The organism is Mannheimia haemolytica (genome assembly GCA_900638155.1).
In the GTDB taxonomy this organism is placed as follows: domain Bacteria; phylum Pseudomonadota; class Gammaproteobacteria; order Enterobacterales; family Pasteurellaceae; genus Mannheimia; species Mannheimia glucosida.
The window spans coordinates 508,579-526,421 of record LR134495.1 but is presented as its reverse complement, the minus strand read 5'-3'; the positions used below and the strand labels follow the sequence as shown (position 1 = coordinate 526,421).

Genomic DNA, 17,843 nt, shown 5'->3' with positions numbered 1-17,843 from the left:
GGAGAGCAGTTATGGCTAAAAGCTTAGATGCAAAACGTGAAGAGTTAACAAACGAGATTCGCGATATTTTGAAAAATGCAGAGGAATTATTTAATGAAACATCTGATTCTTCTACGGAAGAATATAAAAAGTTAAAAGATAAATTAGCAAAACAGTTTGATGATGTAAAAGATCGTTTTGCAACATTAAAAGATGATACCATTGATAGTGCAAGAACTGTAGTTAAACAAACTGATACCTTAGTTCAAGATAATCCGTATAAAGCAATTACAGTTGCCGGTGTGGTCGGGTTATTATTAGGTGTTTTAATTTCTAGAAGATAATTATCTGTAATTCGTCATTAAGTCATTAAGCCACGCCATATATGGTGTGGCTTATTATTTAATATAAGGAATGGTTATAATGTTAGATAATATTAAATCCGGACTTAGAAATAGTCTCATTACATTATTGGAAATAGCTCAAGTGCGTGGTGAGATGGCAAGAATTGAAATTAATGAGCAAAAAAATCAATTAATTTCAGTGCTTATATTTATCTTATTGGCTTTTATATTTTTATTAGTTTCTTTTGTTAGTTTATTATTTGGTTTAGATAATTATTTGTTACCCGAACAGAAAGTTAAAGTATTCTTTTCTATTGCCATTATTATGTTTATTGCTGTGATTATTTGCGGAGTGATGATACTTTCTGCCTTGAAAAAACAACGCCATTTTATGCAAAGTACATTAACCGAGCTAAAATTAGATATTGCCGCATTTAAGAGTGCTTTAACTTTGAAACAGAATGGAGAACATTAAAATGGAAGAGCTTAAATTAACCGAAAAGGAACTTCTAATTCTAAAAGGTAATGCACTTAGAATGCGATTTAAAGCGGAAACCAATAAAACCAAAAACGAGATTATGCAGCCTTTTAAACAAGTGAAACAAACAGGGCTTGCACTGGTCAATTCACCGGCAGTTAAAACCATTGCATTAGATTTTTTGGTAAAAAGATTATTGAGTATGAAAGGAATTAGCTTTTCTGTATTGGGGTTAACAGCATTCTTTTTATTACAACAGAAACAGAAACATAAAAGAGATGATAGCTAATATACAAGCGGTTAAAATGGTTTAAAAAGTTGCAAATAACGTAATTGCAATATTTTTATCGATTTTAACCGCTTGTTAGTTAGCACAATTTAGATTGCTTGTGGCTGATAATCTACTAATAAGTAGTTTCTGGCGACATCAAGGAATTGTGTTACTTGCTGTTGTTGCCATACTTCATCTTTACCTAATTCTTTTGCCATAATGGCAGCCACTTTCGCTGCGCTATCGATTGCAGCTCTTGCATCGGTAAACAGCAGACGAACTCGGCGAGCCAGTACATCTTCCACGGTGAATGCCATTTCGTGGCGAACTGCCCAGATCACTTCTGCAACGGTATAATCGAGTCTTGGGTGAAGTTTTTGTGCATATTCTGGGTTGTCTGCCATTAACGCACGTAGTTGCGGAATATCTGAGCCATATACATATAGATGATCTTGTAGATTCACTTGCGCTGCTGGAATATTGCCGTGAATCGGTAAGTTGACGGTTACACAAGTTTTTTTACCTAGTTCAGAGTGGACTTTTAACGCCTCTTCTACGGTATCTTCCGCCATTTGACGATAAGTTGTCCATTTACCACCTGTGATCGTAATTAAACCGCTGGTTGCATCGGTGAGAACTTTATGGCTGCGCGAGACTTCTTTAGTACTTTGACCTTCTTTTTCCGGTGCCGCAAGTGGGCGTTGACCGGCAAAGACCGCTTTTACATCATCACGAGTTGGTTTTTTTGTCAGATATTGTGCGGCTGTATCTAAAATAAAGTTCACCTCTTGTTCCAATGGAATTGGCTCATAAGAAGGATTTTCAATCAGAGTATCTGTTGTCCCTACTACTAACACTTCGTGCCAAGGTACAGCAAATAACACTCGTCCGTCAGAGGTTTTTGGAATCATTAACGCATCATTGCTTGGTAAGAATGATTTATCTAATACTAAGTGAATCCCTTGGCTTGGTACGACAAATTTTTTCGTGCTACCATGATCCATACTTAAAATATCATTCATAAATACGCCGGTTGCGTTAATAACTGCTGTACCGAAAATAGTGTATTCTTGTTGATTAAGTTCATCGTAGAAAGTCACACCATCAATTTTGCCTTGAGCAGTCTTGTGTAATGAAGTCACTTTGGCATGATTTAGTACTGTACCGCCGTGTTCTACTACCGTTTGTGCCATATTCACTGCAAGCCGTGAATCATCAAATTGCCCATCTTGATAAACAGTGCCTGTACGTAAACCAGTATCATTTAAGGTTGGTAAACGTCTTTTTGCTTCAGTTTTACTGATGTTTTCAGTCTTTCCTAAACTCAGGTTGCCTGAAAGCATATCGTATAAGCCCAAACCAACGCGATACATTACACAGTCCTTAAATTTGTAGTTTGGAATAATAAAGCTTTGGTTTTTAAATAAGTGAGCGGCATTTTTAGCTAAGCGACCGCGTTCACGCAATGCTTCTCTCACGAGTGCAACATCGCCATTTGCAAGATAGCGAACGCCACCGTGGACTAATTTTGTGCTTCGGCTCGATGTACCTTTCGCAAAGTCATGGCTTTCTAATAATAAGGTTTTATAACCACGTGAAGCAGTATCTACCGCAATTCCTAAACCACTTGCACCACCACCAATAATAATAAAATCCCATTTTTGCGTTTGTTGCACTTGAGCTAGCTGTTCATGTCTTTGCATTTTTTTGCTCCTTTTGCTCGAATTAGAACATTTAATCATTACTTAATTAGCATAAACGAAAACAAAATGACTTCAAAGACATTTGTTTAAAAATTAGATCTATGTCACAAAATATTTCTATATTGTGCTTTTTATGGCTATTCCTCTTCACATAGGAAGAACATTTTATCGCTAGAGAGGCTGATATTTAATTTTCTTTTTCAATCATTTTTTTATAACTTAAGGTAAATTTTTTGTGAAATGAATCACATTTTTATAAAAAATAACTTTGTCATTTTTTATTTTCATTTATTATTGCTTCCCTAATTTCCTAAAAAGGAATTATTCAGAGGTTTTACTAAGTAATATTGGAGAATACTATGTTTGGTCCATTTAAACCCGCTCCGCATATTGCGGAACTTCCGGCGGACAAAGTTGATGCAAGATATAAATTCTTGCGTTGGCAAGTGTTTGCAGGGATTTTCTTCGGCTACGCCGCTTACTATTTCGTGCGTGCTAACTTCGACTTAGCACAAAAAGGTTTGATTGAAGCCGGTATGTACACCAAAACCGATCTTGGTGTCATTGGTACGGCTGCCGGTCTGGCTTACGGTTTATCAAAATTCGTGATGGCAGGTATGTCTGACCGCTCTAACCCGAAAGTATTCTTACCGTTTGGTTTATTACTTTCCGGTTTATGTATGACTCTAATGGGCTTAATGCCTTGGGCAACATCTAGCATTCTGGTAATGTGGGTGATGATCTTCTTAAACGGTTGGTTCCAAGGTATGGGCTGGCCACCGTGCGGACGGACAATGGTTCACTGGTGGTCTAAATCTGAACGTGGCACAATCGTTTCTATCTGGAATACCGCTCACAACTTAGGTGGTATGGTGCCGGGTGCAATGGTGCTATTAGCGAGTGCGCTCTATTTCAGCGAGTTTGGTGTTGAGGCGAAAGCGAAAGATATTTGGCAACAAGCCCTTTACTTCCCGGGTATTGCAGCGATGATCGCAGCTATTCCAATCTACCTTGTAATGAAAGATACCCCACAATCTTGCGGTTTACCGCCGGTTGAAAAATGGCGTAACGACTACCCAGACGACTATAACGAAAAAACTTACGAACACGATTTAACTACTAAAGAAATTTTTGTGAAATATGTGTTTAAAAACAAATTGTTATGGTACATTGCGATTGCGAACGTATTCGTTTACTTAATCCGCTATGGCGTATTGAAATGGTCTCCGGTTTACTTAGGTGAAGTGAAACACTTCAACATCAAAGGCACAGCGTGGGCATACACCATTTACGAATTAGCCGCCATTCCGGGTACATTACTCTGCGGCTGGGTATCTGATAAAGTGTTTAAAGGCAAACGTGGTTTAACTGGTTTCATCTTTATGATTCTCACCACCGCAGCAGTGGTTGCGTTCTGGCTCAACCCAGCCACACCGGAATCTGAAATTGCACAATATGCAGGTCACGCTTGGTATGAAAACCCATATCAATTGATGGACTTCATCTGGATGACGACTATCGGTTTCTTAATCTACGGTCCGGTAATGTTGATCGGCTTACACGCTCTTGAACTTGCACCGAAAAAAGCAGCAGGTACAGCAGCAGGTTTCACTGGTTTATTCGGTTACTTAGGCGGTACAGTTGCAGCCTCAGCAGTTGTTGGCTGGGCAGCCGATACCTTCGGTTGGGACGGCGGTTTCTATGTAATGATCGGCGGCGGTGTATTAGCCATTCTCTTAACCTTCATCGTAATGGTTGAAGAAGGCAAACATAAAGCGAAATTAGAAGATCGCTATGGTAAATAATACGTAACTTATCAAAAGGAAGGACATTTTGTTCTTCCTTTTATTTTTTACACTATATGAGGTAATTCTATGAAATTTAAATTCAAAACATTGGTTGCTGCATTAACATTGTCAACTATTACATTGAGTGCTTATGCACAACAATCAGATAAATTAGTGATTGCCCACCGTGGTGCAAGCGGTTATTTACCTGAGCATACGCTGGAATCCAAAGCCTTAGCATTCGGGCAACAAGCAGACTATTTAGAGCAAGATCTTGCAATGACCAAAGATAACCGCCTGATTGTGATCCACGACCACTTTTTAGACGGCTTAACTGATGTCGCGAAAAAATTCCCTGATCGTAAACGTGCAGACGGTCGCTATTATGTGATTGATTTCACGCTTGATGAGATCAAAAGTTTAGAAATGACCGAGAATTTTGAGGTGAAAGACGGCAAGCAGGCACAGGTTTACCCGAACCGTTTCCCGATGTGGCAGTCCCATTTCACCATTCACACTTTGGAAGAGGAGCTGGAATTTATTCAAGGGTTGGAAAAATCGACCGGCAAAAAAGTCGGGATCTACCCTGAAATCAAAGCGCCGTGGTTACACCATAAAGAGGGCAAAGACATTGCACTGGAAACCCTAAAAGTGTTGAAAAAATACGGCTACGACAGTAAAACCTCACCGATTTATCTACAAACCTTCGATTTCAACGAGCTGAAACGGATCAAAACCGAATTACTGCCGAAACTGGGAATGGACGTAAAATTGGTGCAGTTAGTTGCCTACACCGATTGGCACGAAACCGAAGAGAAAGATAAAAACGGCAACTGGGTCAATTACGACTACGACTGGATGTTCAAAGACGGTGCGATGGCAGAAGTCGCCAAATATGCCGATGGTGTTGGCCCGGGTTGGTATATGTTGGTTGATAAAGAAAAATCCAAAGTCGGCAACATTGTTTACACACCGTTAGTGAAAGAGTTGGCGAAGTACAAAATGGAACTTCACCCATACACTGTGCGTAAAGATGCACTGCCGGACTTTTTCCAGAATGTTGATGAAATGTACGATGCGTTGCTGAACAAAGCGGGCGCAACCGGCGTCTTTACCGATTTCCCTGATACCGGTGTAGCGTTTTTGAAAAAACAGAAATAGCCTCTTTTTAACCTGACAAGCGGTTGGTTTTCTCAAATTTTTTGCAAAAGAAGGGAGAAATTCAACCGCTTTTCGATTTCGCTCAAAAAAATTTTGATCTTGCTCACAAATTTGAAAAAATCTGCTTTTTATACTCCAAATGAAGTGCTAAATTGAGCATAGGATTTCATTGTTAAGGAGTAGTAAGATGTTTTCCTTCCTAAAAGCCTCTCCACCGGCAGAACAAAAAGTGGAATCAAGCAGAGTTGATGCAGAGTATCGCAAATTGCGTTGGCAAGTGTTTGCAGGCGTGTTTATCGGCTATGCGGCATATTATTTAATTCGTAAAAACTTCTCGTTGGCAATGCCGTATTTGATTGATGAATATGGCTTTACCAAAGCCGATTTAGGGACAGTTGGTGTAGCGTTATCGCTTGCTTACGGGTTCAGTAAATTTATTATGGGTAACGTTTCCGACCGTTCTAACCCGAAATACTTTATCACTATCGGCTTACTTGGTTCAGCGATTGTCAGCCTGATTTTCGGCTTAGTACCGGGCGTACTTGCCTCCATTCCGTTGATGATTTTACTCTCTGCCTTGAACGGCTGGTTCCAAGGTATGGGCTATCCACCGGGTGCGAAAACAATGACTAACTGGTTCTCGACCTCTGAACGTGGTGTTTGGTGGAGCTGGTGGAACGTATCGCACAACTTGGGCGGTGGTTTAATCGGGCCGTTGGCGATTTTAGGCTTGTCGATTTTTGGTGTGTGGCAATCACTGTTCTATCTACCTGCGCTGATTGCAATTGTGTTGGCATTTGTGATGTTCTATTTAATGCGTGATACGCCAGAGTCACAAGGTTTACCACCGGTTGATCAATGGAAAGGGGAGAAAATCGTTGAAAAAGTGGAATCCGCACACACCCTTTCTTCAAAAGACATTTTCTATAAATACATTTTAAACAACAAATTCCTCTGGGCGATTGCGATTGCGAACGTGTTTGTGTACTTTATTCGCTACGGCATTATCGACTGGGCGCCGACTTACCTCAAAGAAGTGAAACACTTCTCAGTAGATAAACAGAGCTGGGCGTACTTCTTGTATGAATATGCCGGTATCTTCGGTATGCTTGCAAGCGGTTATTTAAGCGACAAAGTGTTCAAAGGCCACCGTGCGCCACCGATGTTATTATTCCTTGTTGGGGTATTAATTGCGATTGTGGTTTACTGGAAAAACCCTGCCGGCAACCCGTTAATCGACAACATTTGCTTAGTAGCGATTGGTTTCTTAATCTACGGCCCGGTGATGATGATCGGTTTACAAGCGGCTGATTTAGTGCCACGCGTTGCAACCGGCACCGCAACAGGTTTAACCGGCTTATTCGGTTACCTCTTAGGCTCTGCAAGTGCAGGTTATGTGATGGGTAAACTGGTTGATATGTTCGGCTGGGACGGCGGTTTCTATGCGCTAATCATCTCTTGTTTCTTAGCCTTCGGCTTTATTGCGCTAACCCTGTTTAAGAAAACCTCTAAACAGTTAGATGTTTAAAGTAAAAATTGACAAAAATGGAACTCAGGTTAGAGTTCCATTTTTTATAGAATTGGATAAATTTATCCACAAGTGATGTACTGTTGGGAGAATTAAGCAATTATAAATAGCTTCTACTTTTTGCATATCGCTTTCTGTTAGGGCTTTTTCAACACCACTAAATGCCGCTCCCCAACCAGCTCAGGTACTTCAAGCTTAATCACTTCCACCAACTGAATAGGCTGTTTAATTTCAGCTGTTTCCTGCTCGTCATACACGCCTTTTAACGCATAAAATTTTCCGTTTTCCGTCGGTAAATGGTAGCACCAGCTCACCATATCATTAAGTGAGGCAAAAGCTCGGCTTAATACGCCGTCAAATTGGCTTTCGCTGTATTCTTCCACTCGACTTTGCACCGGGGTAACGTTCTTAATCCCAAGCTCACGCAACGCGTTTTTAATAAAACTAATCCGTTTGCCAAGGCTGTCGAGCAATACAAATTGTTTATCCGGATTTGCGATTGCCAGCGGAATCCCCGGTAAGCCCGGACCTGTTCCCACATCAATAAACGTTTCGCCCTGTAAATGGCGGCTAACCACAAGGCTATCTAAAATGTGTTTAACCAACATTTCATCAGGATTACGAACAGAAGTGAGGTTATACGCCTTATTCCATTTATCCAATAATCGCACAAAACCAACTAACTGCTCTTTTTGTTGATCGGTCAAATTTATTTCTGCTTGAGCAAGCAAGCGGTTTAATTTAGCTAACATTTTGCAAATTCCTTAATCATTATTTTCATTAATACGCAATGCCCGATTACTTAACGAATGACTTTTTTCAAACAATAAATTTTCAAGAAACATCACTAAATCTGTAGTCGCAAATACACCTTGTCGCAGATTTTCATAATTGGTATGAACAAATGCATTGCAGAAATACCACGAATGTTGGGCAAACATTTGGTGATCGAACGGCAAAAAACCGAGGTTATGCAGATATCTAATTAAAAATACGGCGGTAGTTCGGGTATTTCCTTCTCCAAAGAATACAAGCGGTCAAGGTTGCAAAAAATTCTGCAAAATCAACCGCTTGTAGTATTTACAACTCACCCCGTTTCAACATTCCTTGTTTTTTCAAATTAACCAAAAGAATGGAAATTGCTGCCGGTGTGATACCGGAAATGCGGCTTGCCTGCCCGATGGAGACAGGGCGGTGTTGCATCAATTTAGCTCGCACTTCGTTGGAGAGGCTTTCGACTTTGTCGTAGTCAAACTCTGCCGGAATCAGGGTGTTTTCGTGGCGTTTATGGCGTTCAATTTCGTTCGATTGATGTTCAATATAGCCTTGATATTTGATCGCAATTTCCACCTGTTCTGCCGCTTCTTTGTCTTCAATCGCCGGGGCAAATGGGGCAATTTGGGTCAGTTTTTCATAGCTCATTTCCGGACGACGGATTAAATCTTCGCCGCTTGCCTCACGAGTCAATGGATTATTGAGTAACGCATTCAGTTCATCCAGATTTGGCATTTGTAAATGTGCCCAAGTGGATTTCAAGCGGGCTCTTTCTTGCTCAATAGCTTCCATTTTTTGATTAAATCTTGCCCAACGAGCTTCATCAATCAAGCCAAGTTCGTGGGCTTTTGGCGTGAGGCGGATATCGGCATTGTCTTCACGCAGTAACAGGCGATATTCGGCACGGGAAGTGAACACACGGTACGGCTCTTTAGTGCCTAATGTGCAGAGGTCGTCCACCAATACGCCGATGTAAGCTTGATCTCGGGTTGGATACCAACTCTCTTTGCCTTGAACTTGTAACGCAGCGTTAATCCCCGCCAATAACCCCTGCGCACCTGCTTCTTCGTAACCGGTCGTGCCGTTAATTTGTCCGGCAAAGAATAAGCCATCAATCGCTTTGGTTTCAAGGGTCGGTTTTAAATCACGCGGGTCGAAGTAGTCGTACTCAATCGCATAGCCCGGTTTGATGATACGGGTGTTTTCCAAGCCTTTCATTGAGTTCACAATTCCCATTTGCACATCAAACGGCAAGCTGGTAGAGATCCCGTTCGGGTAAACCTCAATCGTATTTAAGCCTTCCGGTTCAAGGTAGATTTGGTGGCTGTTACGATCGGCAAAACGCATTACTTTATCTTCAATAGACGGGCAGTAACGTGGGCCGACACCTTCGATAATACCGGTGTACATCGGGCTGCGATCAAGACTGTTGCGAATTAAATCGTGAGTTTGATCGTTAGTATGAGTGATGTAGCACGGAATTTGGCGTGGGTGCTGTGAAACATCGCCCATAAAAGAGAAGACGGGTAACACTTCATCACCATGTTGTTTGGCAAGTACGTCAAAATTGATGGTACGGGCATCGAGGCGAGGTGGTGTGCCGGTTTTAAGGCGATCAACACGCAAATTAAGATCACGCAGACGATCTGCCAACATTGTTGCAGCAGGATCGCCGGCACGACCTCCTGCATAGTTATCTAATCCAATGTGTATTTTACCCGCTAAGAACGTACCTGCGGTTAAAACTACCGCACGGGCTTTAAACGTTAAGCCCATTTTGGTGACTGCACCCACTGCACGGTTGTTTTCCACCAAAATATCGACCACTTCTTGCTGGAAAATATCTAAATTCGGTTGATTTTCTAATACTGTACGCACTGCATTGCGGTAAAGCACACGGTCTGCTTGTGCTCGAGTAGCACGCACAGCCGGCCCTTTCGAGCTGTTTAGGGTGCGGAATTGGATCCCGGCAACGTCAGTCGCTTTTGCCATTAAACCGCCCATCGCATCGATCTCTTTAACCAGATGGCCTTTGCCGATCCCACCGATGGCAGGGTTACACGACATTTGCCCTAAGGTATCTACATTATGGGTTAAAAGCAGGGTTTTTAAGCCCATTCGTGCCGGTGCTAGGGCCGCTTCTGTGCCGGCGTGACCACCGCCGACCACGATAACATCGTAAATTTGGTTGTAAATCATATCTCTTCTACTATCTTACAAATTCTGCTGAAAAATAAACGCATATTTTAGCGTAAAAAGGGATCATCTGGGAAATAGATTTTTAGAGAGGTTAAGATCTAAAAGCGACACTAAATATAATATAGATCTATATAAAGATCTTTATTCTTACTCTTATTAGATCCTAAAATAACAGGGGATAAAAGATCTTTTTATTTTAAAACAATGAGTTAGCAAAATTTAAATAGGTGAATACTATCAATAATTCAATCCATTAACCTGTGGATAAAATCTAAAGTTATCCACATAGGGCAAAATAAATACATTACAAACAGAATAACCCCCAAAAAATGCAACACTTTTTTCATAAGTTATCCACAAAGGGTGTGTCACGTTTTTTAGAGCTCATTCCTTTTCTCTTATTTCTACGCTAAAATTTTACGCCAATTTGAGATGCAAAAAAGTAAGTAAAAATGACCGCTTGTTACTGCCAATCAGGCAAAAACTATACCGAATGTTGTGAACCTTTTCATTTAAAAGCCAGAATACCGGAAACCGCAGAGCAACTTATGCGTTCCCGTTACTGTGCTTATACTTTAGTTAACATTCCTTACATTGTAGAAACGACTGTACCTAGTCAGCAGGGGTTGCTTAAAAAAACAGCAATGAAAAAATGGGCAGAAAATACAAACTGGGTGGGTTTAGACATTATCAAACATCTGCCTAATCTATCGAAAATACACAGCTTAGTGGAGTTTAAAGCCTATTTTGAAACAGAAGAAGGCAAGCAAGTTCACCACGAAAGCTCTCTTTTTGTGAACATCAATGAAAAATGGTATTTTGTTGACCCAACGGTACAGTTACCCAATCAAAAACAACCTTGTGTGTGTGGCTCAGGAAAGAAATTTAAACATTGTTGTGGCAATTATCTTTAATTTGAATTGAACTCTTCTTGCGTTGTAAGGACTAAGTGAATAGATTTTATTCACTTACCAAGAGGAACCAAAAAATGGATTTCAGTAAGATTTTAAGCCAAGTGTTGGATACAGCAAAAGATGCCGCTACAAACGGATTAATTAAAGGTAATTCAAAAAATGATCAAATTGCTAAAATTGGTGGTGGTGCAGCAGCCATTGGTTTAATTTCAATGCTTTTTGGACGCAATGGTGGTTCGAGCTTAGCTAAATTAGGCTCTTTAGCTGCTTTAGGTAGCCTTGCTTATCAGGCATATCAAAAATACCAAGCACAAAATGCATCAGCATCAGAGTTAAGCCAAAATAGTTTTGAGAATGTTGATCAAAATGTAGCAAGTAAAGTGATTTTACAAGCCATGATTGCAGCCGCTGCCGCTGATGGCCTTATTACTGAAGATGAAAAAGCGGCTATCGTTTCTCAAGTTGGAGATGATGTAGAAGTCATTGAGTGGATTCGTCAAGAAATGAACACTCCGGCTACAGTTGAAGAGATTGCCCGTCAAGTAGGTAATGATCAAGCATTGGCTACTCAAGTGTACTTAGCTGCCCGGGCAGTATGTACCAATTTAGAACGCAAAGAAATAGTTTTCTTAGCTAATCTAGCTGAAGCTCTAGGGTTAGCAGAGGCATTAGTTGAACAATTAGAAAAAGATGCAGGTTTCTAATTTTATTCGACATAATTTTTAGCGACAAGCGGTTATATTTTGAGAGTTTTTTGCAAAAAACTCTCAAAATATAACCGCTTGTTTTTTTTACTTTTTGTTGTAGAAATTATACGCACTTTCAATGGAATCAAAGGTATGCATTATCCCTTCTTCAAGCACCATTGCGGAATCGCAATACTCTTTAATAGATGTCGGACTGTGGGAAACCAATATCAATGATCGGTCTTTGCGTTTTTCAAACAGCTCATTCTTACATTTTGCTGCAAATCGGGCATCTCCAACAGCTATTATTTCATCAATTAAATAACAATCAAATTCAATAGAAAGCGATAAGGCAAAAGCAAGTCTAGCTTTCATACCGGAAGAATAGCTTTTGACCGGCTCATATAAGTATTCTCCTAGCTCAGAAAATTCTTCAGTAAAGGATTTTACATAATCGAAGTCTGCGCCATAAATTCTACTTACAAACCGTAGATTATCCATACCGGTTAAACTTCCTTGGAAAGCTCCACTAAATGCCAGGGGCCAAGAAATAGACATTTTGCGTTCTATCGATCCTGTTGATGGTGGCTCTACTCCGCTCATTAAACGAATTAAGGTTGATTTTCCCGCGCCATTTCTTCCTAAAATCCCCACTTTTTCGCCTTTTTGTAAGTCAAAGTTAATATCTTTCAGTACTGTTTTCCAACCATTATTAGTTCGATATTGCTTACTTACATTTTTAACACTAATCATCTTGGTTCAATTCCTTTACTAAAATTCCTCACTAGTAATAATCCCAAGAAAATAAAAATAATATCACTAACAATAATAAAGCTAATATTTTCATAAGTGATTACTGTTTCTCCAAAATAACCGTTACGGAACATTTCTGTACCATGAATCATAGGAAACCAAAGAGCTATTTCTTGTACTTTAGGGGGGAGATTATGGACAAAAAACATTGCACCAGATAGAGGAAACAACACAAAACTCAAAATTCCCCATATTTTACCGAAAGCTTCGACATAATATGTAATAGCACAAATAATCAATCCTAATCCAAAGGCAAAAAATGCCATTAATATCCAAGCTACTAGCATATAGAAAACATCGTTAGGAGGCTCAATCCAATCTAGGATAATAAATGCTATTATTATGAAAATTTGTGCGACTGTTGCACCTGCTATCTCCAGTAAAACACGAGAAAAAATAGTATCTAATACTCTTACATTTCGATGATACAGAAGACTAATATTTGCCTCAATAGCTCCTTTGGCTCGATTAGATGCATTTCTCCACATCATAGTAATAGGGTATCCCGTAATCATAAAAGCAATTATATTTAGAGTAGAAAATTGATCGGCTTTGCTATATGTCCATAATAATGCAATAAGTAAAGTTAATAGTAGAGGTTCAACAAAAAGCCACAAAAAACCAATATTTTTACGCCCATAACGAGTAATTAACTCCCTCATTAAAAGAGCGTGAATCACCCGTTTTTGAATCACACAGGAACGTTTAAAGGTTGTATTATCACCATATCTCATTAGTTTTTATGCTCTCTGATACTTGCTATTAACAAACTTAATACTCCAAATAGAATTAAGCCGATAAAAAAAGTTGATATAATATTATAAATTCTGTAGGGTTCCAATGCCCAATCCGGCTTGCTTGGTTTACCAATCACCTCTAAATAAAGCTGCTGGCGATCAGCTTCACTACGCGTATTTTGTAATGAAGTCATTGCGGCTGCAAGTTGTTGCTGAGCAAGCTCATTTGCCAATACTAAACGTTGATATTCAGCGGTTTGCGTAGCAACAGATGTACTTCCACCCGAAAGCTGTTTTGATTGCTCATCAATTTCTTTTCTTAAGCTCTTTTGTCTTGTTTGTAGTGCGGCTACCTGAGGATTATCCGGCGTAATAGATTGCAGTTGTGCTAACTGAGTTTCAACACGAATTAATTCACTTTTTAAAGTTGAAATTAACGAAAGTTGAACACCTGACTGAGCAGGTAAGTCATAAATTTTATTTTTTGTACGGTACTGGCTTAATGCGAGAGCTGTATCACCTACATTTTTTTCAGCTTCTTGAACTGAATGCTCGGCAAACTCAACAGTATCCTTTCTGGCTCGCTCGTTCAGACGATTAATCAGATCTTCACCTTGTCTGAGAAGATTTTCATTAATTTGTTGCCCTTCTTCAGCATTAAAGGCTCTCACACGTAAAGTAGCAATACCGGAAATTGCATCAACATCAATATTAAGACGCTCTCTAAAATAACGATAAAATGCCTCTTGCGAATCATTTAAACCCAAGCCATTAAAACGGCTTAGAATATCACCTTGTGTGCTATAAAAGCTTTTTACAGGTAATTCTGTTTCAAGCTGCTCCAAAGCTGTACGCGAACGCATATATTCCTGTACAGAATAAGTATCATCTTGTGAACGGGCAAAGCCTGAGTTTTGTAATATTGCCCCCACACCGGTTAAGCTAGATTGATTACGAGGAGAACGCACAACAAAACTTGATTCTGAAATATAAATATCAGAAGCAAATAACGTGTAATAGATACTCGCACAAGCTGTTGGAATAATTACTGTTAGCCAAAGTAATGGATTGGCTAAAAAACTTTTTTTCTTTTTTGACATAATGTCCTCAATAAATAGATTACAAGCGGTTATTTTTTTAGGCTTTTTTGCAAATATATTTTTAATCAATGATTAAAAAGTTCTGATCGTATTTGCTGTACCTGTAATAGGTGATGTAATCGAAAAAATCATTCTTAAGAATTTTTGGAATTCAGACAAAGGTGCATTTGATACATAAACAATATCTTTATCCTGAATTGGGAAACGCTGTAATAAAAACATTGATTGTGGTTCTAATAAATTCACCTGATAAACGGTTGGCACATCCATTCCTTCTGTATAACCTTTTTCACGCCATAAAGATTGATCGTTATAATCTAATTGCGTAAATGGAATATGGCGGAATACAAAAACACCTCGAGGGTCTGAACGTTCATCAATTAATCCCCCCATTTTACCAATAGCTTCGGCAAGCGTTATCCCCTTACTTGAAAAACGCATTTGTTGATTATTACCTACAGCACCTAATCCGGTAAAGCTATAAGGGGTATTCATTAAGGCTACAACATCACCTGAACGTAATGTAATATTTTGTGAGGGGTCGGCAATTAATGTTTCGAACGCCATTGAACGCACTTTATTTCCACGTGTTAAACGAACTGTTACATCTTCAATATTTTCGCTTGTACCGCCTACTGCCGCAACTGCATCTAAAATACGCTCATTATTGGCACTTAATGGCATACGAATGCTATTTCCTTGGCGGATAACCGTAACATCAGACGATAAGTTATTCGCAATACGAACTAATGCTTGAGGCTGATTGGCTTTACGGCTCAATGTTCCGACAATTTGGTTCTGAATTGCTTCAGGTGTTTTCCCTGCCACTTTAATGTTACCGATAAAAGGCACTGTAACTGTTCCGTTTTTATTTACCATTTGCTGTGGTAATTGGGTTAAATGCCCGTTACCTTGCCCTTCAGCACTAAATGTTCCACCAAATAGCACGGCAGGTGGAGCTTCCCAAATTGATATTTCCAACACATCACCGACATTCACTGTTCCGGCATAACCTCCTACACCCATTGTTCCATCAAAGCCGGAAAAACGTTGAGATTGTTGAGCTTGGTATAAGTTTTGTACGGTGATGTTATCTAACTTGATTAAATTGACTTCAGGCAACTGTGTTTCAGATGTATTTTCATTACTTGATAAGACTTCACTATAACTTGGACCCGAGGTAGGTAAGCTAGAACAAGCAGAAAGTAAGGTTATCATTACTAAAATAGAGGTTATTTTGTTAATATTCATATGCATAATTTTAACTACTATTGAGGTATGAGTATGAATAGTATACCATATATCTTTTTATTCTAGGGAACATATTGATATTAAATCCATCCATAAAAGGTAAGGTCGATTTATCAATATTTCAAGGGATTTTAAAGTATGTTTCTTTGAGGGATAATATGGTATAACATTGTCTTATCTACAAACTAGATATTTAGTAATATCTTTTTTACAAGTTTTTTACAAGATAAAATTGTAGCTAAATTCTAATTGAAGATATTGTTAACTAGTATTTTCATTAAGTCTAAATTTTTATTAGGGTTATTATGTTTTCTATTCAATCTTTACAATTTCCTAGATCTAATTTAGAAAAGGTTAAAAAATTATATTTAAATCTTCTATATGGTCGTTATGATTTGCTCAATTCTTCTTTGATTTTACATCCTAACTCAAAAGTATCTTTTAATAGTTACTTAAATTCTTTTTATGAAAGTTATTGGAAGCAATATACTACTCTTTCATCTGTTATCCTATCTGTAAAATTTAAAGGCGATTGTGTTGTATCTATTTATAGAGATAGCCCTATGAATGGATGCTACCTACTATTAGACTCGCATTTGATTTCATCTGAAATGAAAACAATAGAGTTGAATTTATCTTTGGATGATTTAATTCCTGATACTGGTCGCATCTTTATTGATATAGATTCTAGAAATACTAATACTGAAATTGAATCTATTGAATTTTGTATTCCTGATACTATTGAGAAAAAATTAAGTATTGGATTATGTACTTTTAATAAGGAAGATTTCTTGTGTCAGAATTTAGAGTCATTATTAGATCTTTCTAAAAAGCTTCCAAACTTAAGTAAGATTATTATTGTTAACCAAGGAAATCTATTTTCCAATAAGAAGCTAGTTAAATTAATAGAGTCTAATCCAACCCTAATTCAAGTCTATAAACAAGATAATTTAGGTGGAGCAGGAGGATTTACTAGAACATTGTATGAAGCCTCTCAAAATGAGATATCTGATCTCCATTTGTTAATGGACGATGACATCATACTTGATGCAAATGTCATCAAAACAGCATTTTGTTTTGCAAGTCTATCTAAAAAAGAAATCGCAGTCGGTGGACAAATGTTAGACCTATTAAGACCTAACTTTATGCACGAATATGGTGGAAAATTAGATGATAATGGCAATATAAAAGCAATTTTTCATAATTTAGATGTTGCTGATATGGCGAATTTTCATCTATTCAATAAAGTAACAAAGATTGATTATAATGCTTGGTGGTTCTGTATGATTCCTACTAAGAAAATAGCAGAAATTAATCTTCCAGCTCCAATTTTTATTCGTGGTGATGACTTAGAGTATGGATTGCGATTAAAAAATAGTGGTGTAGAAACTGTCGGTTTGCCTGGAGTTGCTTTATGGCACGAACCATTCTATGCCAAAATAGGGGGCTGGCAAACTTATTATGATTTTAGAAATAGAATGATTTTAACAAGTAGCTATGAGCAATTAAAAAGTGAAAATGTGAATAAATTATTCTTAAAAATTTATAATCTTTTATTATGCCATGATTATCAGTCTGTTAAATTAATTTTAGAGGCTATTAATGATTTTGCTAAAGGAACTGCATTATTTGATGTTCCATCGAATGAAATTCATAAAAAGGTTAGTGATATAGCCAAAAAATTTGCTCCAGTAAGTTTAGAAAGCACAGTATTTAATCCAACTAGTAACAATGAATTAAAGCCAAAATGGATTTCGACAGAGCGGAGAATTAATTTCGCCAAACAGACAATGTTACTCTATATGAATGATTTTTCTAAACATAAAGCTAAACATTTATGGGATAGAGATGTTGCTCCTCAAAATGTTTCCTGCAAACCTTATATTAAGACTAATGGAATCCAAAGCTATTTATACCTATATTCACCTGATAAGGAAACTTTCCGTCAATTACTTTCAGAAATATTAAAGGCAAGAAAAACTTATATTAATGCAATTAAAGAAAATAATTGGAGTAAAATCAGCGAATATAAGGAATTTAGTTTCTGGAAGACTATATTTTCATAATGCCTATATACATTCTATTATTTATAGTAGGATGTATATTTAATAGCAATAA

At 38.2% G+C, this 17,843-nt stretch carries 16 protein-coding genes; 9 read left to right on the top strand and 7 right to left on the bottom strand.

Annotated features, from left to right (window positions below; translation table 11 throughout):
* Window positions 1–11: 11 nt before the first annotated feature.
* From EL242_RS02775 to EL242_RS02765, 3 genes are all read left to right on the top strand, one after another.
* Entirely contained in the window at window positions 12–323 is a 312-nt protein-coding gene (locus EL242_RS02775) for a DUF883 family protein (RefSeq protein ID WP_126301406.1), read from the top strand.
* Between the two features lie 79 nt (window positions 324–402).
* Window positions 403–798, top strand: coding sequence for a phage holin family protein (locus EL242_RS02770; RefSeq protein ID WP_126301405.1), 396 nt, complete (start codon window positions 403–405; stop codon window positions 796–798).
* A gap of 1 nt (window position 799) precedes the next feature.
* Window positions 800–1,090 carry a hypothetical protein gene (locus EL242_RS02765; protein ID WP_232019683.1) on the top strand — a complete coding sequence of 97 codons (291 nt, stop codon included), beginning with the start codon at window positions 800–802 and terminating at the stop codon, window positions 1,088–1,090.
* A gap of 89 nt (window positions 1,091–1,179) precedes the next feature.
* Here EL242_RS02765 and EL242_RS02760 read toward each other — a convergent pair whose 3' ends face one another.
* Window positions 1,180–2,775: a glycerol-3-phosphate dehydrogenase/oxidase gene (locus EL242_RS02760; RefSeq protein WP_126301403.1), complete on the bottom strand. Its 1,596-nt coding sequence runs from the start codon at window positions 2,773–2,775 to the stop codon at window positions 1,180–1,182.
* A gap of 359 nt (window positions 2,776–3,134) precedes the next feature.
* On the opposite strand from EL242_RS02760, the gene glpT reads away from it, so the two are divergent.
* The 3 genes from glpT to pgtP all read left to right on the top strand — a co-directional run bounded on the left by glpT (window position 3,135) and on the right by pgtP (window position 7,251).
* The gene (glpT, locus tag EL242_RS02755; protein ID WP_126301402.1) at window positions 3,135–4,580 is read left to right on the top strand and encodes a glycerol-3-phosphate transporter; all 1,446 of its coding nucleotides are present in this window, start codon (window positions 3,135–3,137) and stop codon (window positions 4,578–4,580) included.
* 69 nt (window positions 4,581–4,649) lie between these two features.
* Window positions 4,650–5,723: a glycerophosphodiester phosphodiesterase gene (gene glpQ / locus EL242_RS02750; RefSeq protein ID WP_126301401.1), complete on the top strand. Its 1,074-nt coding sequence runs from the start codon at window positions 4,650–4,652 to the stop codon at window positions 5,721–5,723.
* Between the two features lie 187 nt (window positions 5,724–5,910).
* Window positions 5,911–7,251, top strand: coding sequence for a phosphoglycerate transporter protein PgtP (gene pgtP / locus EL242_RS02745; RefSeq protein ID WP_126301400.1), 1,341 nt, complete (start codon window positions 5,911–5,913; stop codon window positions 7,249–7,251).
* 137 nt (window positions 7,252–7,388) lie between these two features.
* Here the strand turns inward: pgtP and rsmG are convergent, their stop codons facing one another.
* A complete protein-coding gene (rsmG, locus tag EL242_RS02740) occupies window positions 7,389–8,003 on the bottom strand; it encodes a 16S rRNA (guanine(527)-N(7))-methyltransferase RsmG (protein WP_126301399.1) in 615 nt (204 codons plus the stop codon).
* A gap of 328 nt (window positions 8,004–8,331) precedes the next feature.
* A complete protein-coding gene (gene mnmG / locus EL242_RS02730; RefSeq protein ID WP_126301398.1) occupies window positions 8,332–10,224 on the bottom strand; it encodes a tRNA uridine-5-carboxymethylaminomethyl(34) synthesis enzyme MnmG in 1,893 nt (630 codons plus the stop codon).
* A 452-nt stretch (window positions 10,225–10,676) separates the two neighbouring features.
* Between mnmG and EL242_RS02725 the strand changes: the two genes are divergently transcribed.
* Together EL242_RS02725 and EL242_RS02720 are read left to right on the top strand one after the other, a co-directional pair.
* Window positions 10,677–11,138, top strand: a complete 462-nt coding sequence (locus EL242_RS02725; RefSeq protein ID WP_126301397.1) for a YchJ family protein — start codon at window positions 10,677–10,679, stop codon at window positions 11,136–11,138.
* A gap of 74 nt (window positions 11,139–11,212) precedes the next feature.
* A complete protein-coding gene (locus tag EL242_RS02720) occupies window positions 11,213–11,842 on the top strand; it encodes a tellurite resistance TerB family protein (RefSeq protein WP_126301396.1) in 630 nt (209 codons plus the stop codon).
* 87 nt (window positions 11,843–11,929) lie between these two features.
* On the opposite strand, the gene EL242_RS02715 is transcribed toward EL242_RS02720, so the two are convergent.
* The 4 genes from EL242_RS02715 to EL242_RS02700 form a co-directional block, all read right to left on the bottom strand.
* Window positions 11,930–12,577, bottom strand: coding sequence for an ABC transporter ATP-binding protein (locus tag EL242_RS02715; protein WP_126301395.1), 648 nt, complete (start codon window positions 12,575–12,577; stop codon window positions 11,930–11,932).
* A complete protein-coding gene (locus tag EL242_RS02710) occupies window positions 12,574–13,371 on the bottom strand; it encodes an ABC transporter permease (RefSeq protein WP_126301394.1) in 798 nt (265 codons plus the stop codon). Before EL242_RS02710 ends, EL242_RS02715 begins: the two co-directional genes overlap by 4 nt.
* Complete coding sequence (locus EL242_RS02705; RefSeq protein WP_126301393.1) at window positions 13,371–14,474, bottom strand: capsule biosynthesis protein; 1,104 nt, start codon at window positions 14,472–14,474, stop codon at window positions 13,371–13,373. Before EL242_RS02705 ends, EL242_RS02710 begins: the two co-directional genes overlap by 1 nt.
* Before the next feature lie 72 nt (window positions 14,475–14,546).
* On the bottom strand, window positions 14,547–15,725 hold the full coding sequence (locus EL242_RS02700) for a polysaccharide biosynthesis/export family protein (protein ID WP_126302699.1): 1,179 nt from the start codon (window positions 15,723–15,725) through the stop codon (window positions 14,547–14,549).
* Between the two features lie 305 nt (window positions 15,726–16,030).
* Between EL242_RS02700 and EL242_RS02695 the strand changes: the two genes are divergently transcribed.
* Window positions 16,031–17,791 carry a glycosyltransferase gene (locus EL242_RS02695; RefSeq protein WP_126301392.1) on the top strand — a complete coding sequence of 587 codons (1,761 nt, stop codon included), beginning with the start codon at window positions 16,031–16,033 and terminating at the stop codon, window positions 17,789–17,791.
* Window positions 17,792–17,843 lie beyond the last annotated feature (52 nt).